Source organism: Candidatus Binatia bacterium (genome assembly GCA_036382395.1).
In the GTDB taxonomy this organism is placed as follows: domain Bacteria; phylum Desulfobacterota; class Binatia; order HRBIN30; family HRBIN30; genus JAGDMS01.
In genome coordinates this window covers 1-4,617 of record DASVHW010000038.1, presented here as the reverse complement: position 1 = coordinate 4,617, position 4,617 = coordinate 1, and the positions used below count along the sequence as shown (strand labels likewise).

Below are 4,617 nucleotides of genomic sequence, written 5' to 3'. Positions count from 1 at the left end.
GCCGAGGAGCGATAGCCGAATGACGCTATCCTCCGTCACGTCACGGTAAGCCTCCCCGTTGACGATGAGTGACAGGTCGCCGATTCCACTTTCGTCACCGTTGACAACATCCATGCCCTCTACGCGGCGAAAGGCGCGCGTGATGAGGGGGAGGTTCAGTTGTAGGCCGATGCGTGGGGTGAAGTTATATCCGACGAGGAACTGCGTGATCGAGCTGTTGAGGCGTTGCCCGGCCGGGTTGTCGACCTTCTCGCCGCCTTGTTGCAGTGTGTTGCTGCTGGTGAACTGCTCGGCAACGCCCACCCGGATGCCGGTGCGACTCTCCCGCTGTTCGGTCGCAGTGTAGATTGCGCACAGATCGCAGGCGTGTGCTTGCATGGGGGTGCCCAGCGCCAAGAGTAAGCATGCCATCCTGGCGCAGCCAGAGAGGGCTCGCAGGAGTGCGGATGCGCTTCGTGTCATTTTGTCTCCCTTCTAACCGTTCTTTCTCCCACCGTCCGAGCGAATGCAGTCTGCCCCTGAGTGCTCACGGCAGCGGTGGTTGCACTGATGCCGTGGCGCAGGCGCGTTCGCGCCGCCTCACGTGCGGGAGCGATGAAGTCTTGTTCAGCTGTCAGAGACGCTGTTGAAGGGGAGCGGGAGGCGGGTGGAACGGTGGGTCGCCCGTCACGGTTTGCACCGTCGGTGGCGGAGGGATAAGCCAACTCCAAACTCGGAGAACTGTCCCGCCATCCGCGTCTGGGAGAAGCGCGGGTTGGTCCGGTGCCGTGAAGTCGTCGGGACCGCCTTTGCAGCCAGCGGAACGGAGACCGGGGCCTCGCGTCGTCTGGCCGTGGCAATGATTGCAGGTTGCTGCGACCTTCGTCTCGGTTCTGTGATGGCAGCCGATGCCACGTGCGTGCATCGGGCAGCCCGGCGGGCAGCGACCGGCACAGGGCCGGGTGAACGTGTTGGTGACGTGGCTTGCGCTCAGTGTAATCAGCGCCGCCAGCAGCATGGCTACAGTGCGCGCACGCGTGCCAAACCGCACCCACATAGAGGCAAGAGCTACCAAAGTGAGTGCTTGATGGGAAGTACCAAGGAAATGCACCCGCAGCCGGAGTGCGTGCCTCTAAAGCGGTTGGTATTGCATCAGCCCGCACGGACGTCATAGGTTACAGCCTATGCCTGACGCGATCGTCGAACGTGAAGGCCATGTGTTGGTGGTTACTTTGAACCGTCCAGAGCGTATGAATGCGCCCTCGGGCGCCATGCTCGTACGCATGTACGACGCCTTCGTCGAGGCGTCGACGAAGGATGACGTCCGTTGCATCATCCTTACCGGGGCCGGCGGGAACACGGATCCGGGAATCGACGTCACTGCACGCATGTCCGCGCGCCTTCAAGGAGAAGCGCAAACCGAACCTCCAACGCCGCTGAGGACGGCAGCGTACCGATCGACGAGATCGGACCGGAGTCTGACGTTGATATGACCGTTCCGCTACTGTGTGTTCTGCTCAGCTCGCTGTGCACTCCCGGGCCGACGGGGCTGTGTCCTGGCCGGTCGGATCGTTGCCTGCGGGCACCTGATGCTGTCGCGGCTCGGCAGGGTGAGGCGCTCTCGCCGACCAAGCCCGCGACGGGCCGGTTTCTCATCGCCAAACGCAGCCTGCGCGATCCCAACTTCGCCGAGGCGGTGATACTGCTACTCAGCTACAGTGAGCGGGGGTCGATGGGCGTCATCATCAACCGCCCCACGGGCGTGCGCCTGGCCACCGCCTTGCCGAAGATCAAGGAACTGCGCGATCGGCCCGACCGGGTGTTCATGGGCGGGCCGGTGGCGGTGAACACCATGCTACTGCTCGCGCGTTCTCGGACGCGCCTCACGGACTCGCAGTTGATCTTCGGGGATGTCTACGCCAGCGGCAGCATGAGGGCGCTACGCGAGGTAGTGGGCCAGGCCGGGAAGACGGAGCGGCTGCGTGCGTACGTGGGCTACGCCGGGTGGGGTCCAGGGCAACTCGACCAAGAAATCGGCCGAGGCGACTGGCTCGTAGCCCCTGCCGATGCCGCAGCCATCTTCGACACGACGCCGTCCGACGTCTGGCGCAAGCTTCTCGATCGCTTCTCCGTCGAGTGGGCACGCGGGCAAGACGAGCAGCGGGTGGCTCTGTCAATCCACTGAATCCGAACGGCAGAGGGTCATTTCAGGCGCCGCCGGCGAAGCGTCACGGGCATGTGACGCATAGCCGTATGCTTGTTGCTGCGCGTCCACTCGACCGGCCCGGCCGGTGCGATCTCGTCGAAACGATCTAGCCGGCCGTCGACTGTGTGCGCTTTCCTTGCCCGTGGCGACGGTGTATTGCGGCCGCATGGCTACCGACAGCGACGCAATTGCTAACCTCATTTACACATACGCGGAACGCCTCGACGCCGGCGATCTCGAGGGGGTTGCCGGCTTGTTTGCGCATGCGACCTTGCGCAACGATGGTTTTGACGGTGCATTTCGTGGCACCGATGACATCCTGGAACTCTACCGCAACTCTGCCATGCTCTATGATGGCAAGCCGTGCACCAAGCACGTCACCACCAACCTGATCATCGAGGTGGACGAGAGCGGCAAGACGGCGACCACCCGCTCGTATTACACCGTGCTGCAGGCGCGTCCCGAGCTGCCACTCCAGATCATCATCGCCGGGCGTTACCACGACCGCTTCGCCCGCATCGACGGGGTCTGGTGCTTCACGGATCGCCTGATCTTCATCGATCTCATGGGTGACCTGCGCTATCACCTCAAGTTCAGCCTCATCTAGCGGGAGCCAGAGCCCCGGCGGACGCCTCGATAGTCGGCAACTGATGGCACGGTAGAGGTGAAGAAATGGACTATGGGATCGCGCTCGCGGCCAGTGCTGACTCGTGGAAGCTGGCGAAGCGAGCGGAGGAACTGGGCTTCTCGCAGGCGTGGTTTTACGACACCCAGATGCTCTGTGCCGACGTCTTCGTGGCCATGGCGGCTGCTGCCGTGCATACTTCCCGGATCCGCCTCGGCACCGGCGTCCTCATTCCCTCGAACCGCATCGCGCCGGTGGCGGCGAACGCCTTGGCCTCGCTCAACAAGCTGGCGCCGGGACGGATCGTCTTTGGGGTCGGCACCGGTTTCACCGGTCGTCACACCATGGGGCTTGGCCCAATAAAGCTGGCCGAGCTTTCGGAGTACGTGCGTGTTGTACGGGCGTTGCTGGCGGGTGAGCGGGTCGAATGGGAGAGTGAAGGGAAGCCTAGGAAAATCCAGTTCCTCAATCCGGAGATCGGACTGATCAATGTCCGTGATCCCATCCCGCTGCATCTGTCCGCCATGGGGCCGAAGGCGCGAAAGCTTACCGCCCACATTGCAGATGGGTGGATGAATTTCCTCTTCGCACTCCCCGCGGCGGTGGTGGACGTCGAAGCCATGCTGGCGGAATGGCGGTCAGCAGGCAGGGATGTGGCGAGCTGCTACACGACGGGATTCACTCTCGGCTGCGTGCTGCGCGACGGTGAGCCGTACGATAGTCCGCGCGTCAAAGCCCAGGCCGGCCCGCTCGCTGCTGTCATGCTTCACGCGTTGGTGGAGCGCCGATTGCCCGGCGGACTAGGTCCCGAGATCGACCCGCTGCTCGCGAAGTACCGCAAGATTTACGAGACGTACGAGCCTGCGGACGCGCGCTACCTGACACTCCACCGCGGCCACCTCCTGTTCCTCCGACCGGAAGAGGAGCCGCTGATCACGGCCGGCCTGATCCGTGACTTCACCTTTACTGGTAGCCGCGATGTGCTGGTCGAAAAACTCCGCGCCCTGCGGGATGCTGGTTACCGGCAATGGACCATCCAACTTGTTCCGGGGCATGAGGAAGCGTTGGACGACTGGGTGCGGGTGATCGAGAAAGTGTAACGCACCGCCGTTGCGCGACCGCGTGTTCCAGCGGACCGCTCTTGCCTGAATCTTGTTGCGGGATCGTCGTGGAAGAGACTCGCGCACACGGGCTGAATACCCCACACGTCGGTGGCGTATTCGCGGATGGTACTGACGAACGCGACCAGGTCATCCAGCGGCGATTGTAGTCGAGATCATGCAGCCGGTACCTACGCTTTGATCATGACGAGGATCATCTTGAACCGCGTGGGGCTGATGAGTCGGAAGTAAAAGGATTTCTCCCGTCTTTACTCTGTTCGCGAGCCCGGAGATCGTGGTTGAGCTATAGCTGTGCTGTAGCTATGCCGAAGCTGCCGGCCAATGGCTCGAAAGGAGAGGCAGCTCTATGCAAAGGCAGTCGAGAACTAAGGGCCCGTTGAAAAAGCAGGAGAACCCCCCGCGACAGGCTCAGGGTGAGCGGAAAACGTATGGAAAGTCGGGGCGGGGAACCGCTCTCCTGAGCTTGTCGAAGGATGAGCCCGTCGAAGCATCGGGTGGGGGTGTTCAACGGACTGCTAAGGGCAAGGTTCTGAGGGTGAAGAACCCGCGCGTACGCAACGACGCACAGCTGCGGGAGTTTGTAGAGCGGGATCTGGGTGACGATATCGAAGCATCCGGTTCGGCTATCGTGGTGCGCCCGCAGCGACCGACGTCGATCCTGCTGGGAAACGATCTCATCAGTAAGC

Annotated in this window: 5 protein-coding genes; 4 read left to right on the top strand and 1 reads right to left on the bottom strand. The window is 62.6% G+C overall.

Annotated features, from left to right (window positions below):
* Positions 1-411 (bottom strand): hypothetical protein (locus tag VF515_02090; GenBank protein HEX7406418.1); only part of this gene is annotated, 411 nt, incomplete at its 3' end.
* A 752-nt stretch (positions 412-1,163) separates the two neighbouring features.
* On the opposite strand from VF515_02090, the gene VF515_02085 reads away from it, so the two are divergent.
* The 4 genes from VF515_02085 (at position 1,164) to VF515_02070 (ending at position 3,910) form a co-directional block, all read left to right on the top strand.
* Positions 1,164-1,472 (top strand): enoyl-CoA hydratase-related protein, encoded by a 309-nt coding sequence (locus VF515_02085; protein HEX7406417.1) that lies wholly within the window; start codon positions 1,164-1,166, stop codon positions 1,470-1,472.
* Entirely contained in the window at positions 1,469-2,164 is a 696-nt protein-coding gene (locus VF515_02080; protein ID HEX7406416.1) for a YqgE/AlgH family protein, read from the top strand. The genes VF515_02085 and VF515_02080 overlap by 4 nt, the downstream gene beginning before the upstream one ends.
* Before the next feature lie 187 nt (positions 2,165-2,351).
* The gene (locus VF515_02075; GenBank protein ID HEX7406415.1) at positions 2,352-2,792 is read left to right on the top strand and encodes a nuclear transport factor 2 family protein; all 441 of its coding nucleotides are present in this window, start codon (positions 2,352-2,354) and stop codon (positions 2,790-2,792) included.
* A gap of 65 nt (positions 2,793-2,857) precedes the next feature.
* Positions 2,858-3,910, top strand: coding sequence for an LLM class flavin-dependent oxidoreductase (locus VF515_02070; protein ID HEX7406414.1), 1,053 nt, complete (start codon positions 2,858-2,860; stop codon positions 3,908-3,910).
* The last annotated feature ends 707 nt before the right edge of the window (positions 3,911-4,617 follow it).

Bases quoted from the DNA above. Each gene is read 5' to 3' on its own strand.
- VF515_02085 (HEX7406417.1), top strand. From the start codon at position 1,164: ATGCCTGACGCGATCGTCGAACGTGAAGGCCATGTGTTGGTGGTTACT.
- VF515_02080 (HEX7406416.1), top strand. From the start codon at position 1,469: ATGACCGTTCCGCTACTGTGTGTTCTGCTCAGCTCGCTGTGCACTCCC.
- VF515_02075 (HEX7406415.1), top strand. From the start codon at position 2,352: ATGGCTACCGACAGCGACGCAATTGCTAACCTCATTTACACATACGCG.
- VF515_02070 (HEX7406414.1), top strand. From the start codon at position 2,858: ATGGACTATGGGATCGCGCTCGCGGCCAGTGCTGACTCGTGGAAGCTG.